This is a genomic window from Gordonia sp. i37, assembly GCF_002043085.1.
Taxonomy (GTDB): Bacteria; Actinomycetota; Actinomycetes; order Mycobacteriales; family Mycobacteriaceae; genus Gordonia; species Gordonia polyisoprenivorans.
In genome coordinates this window covers 1-293 of record NZ_MVPX01000627.1, presented here as the reverse complement: position 1 = coordinate 293, position 293 = coordinate 1, and the positions used below count along the sequence as shown (strand labels likewise).

General features: G+C 64.8%; 1 protein-coding gene. It reads right to left on the bottom strand.

Features of this window, described 5'->3' with window-relative positions; genetic code table 11:
- Window positions 1–282, bottom strand: a 282-nt coding sequence (locus tag B1964_RS29020) for a transposase (RefSeq protein WP_035718442.1), incomplete at its 3' end; no start/stop codon positions are given.
- Window positions 283–293: the final 11 nt, after the last annotated feature.

The following is a 293-nucleotide window of genomic DNA, read 5'->3' as shown; positions in this document are numbered from 1 at the left end:
CGCCTCCTTCACCCACAGGACCACTGATCGCTTGAGGACATCACGCTCCATGCGCAGCTCGGCGACCTCGTCACGCAACCGTTTGAGCTCAGCAGCGTCATCAACGGTCAGCTCGCCGCGGCCCTCCCGCTCGGCGCGCGCCCGGTTGACCCAGTTACCCAAGGTGCCCTCGTTGACCCCCAGGTCTCGAGCGACCTGGGCGATCGGCTTACCTGTCTCCTCGACGATCCGGACCGCCCCATCACGAAACTCCCGGTCGTACTTCTTCCGCTTCTCTGGCATCGTGCTCCTCA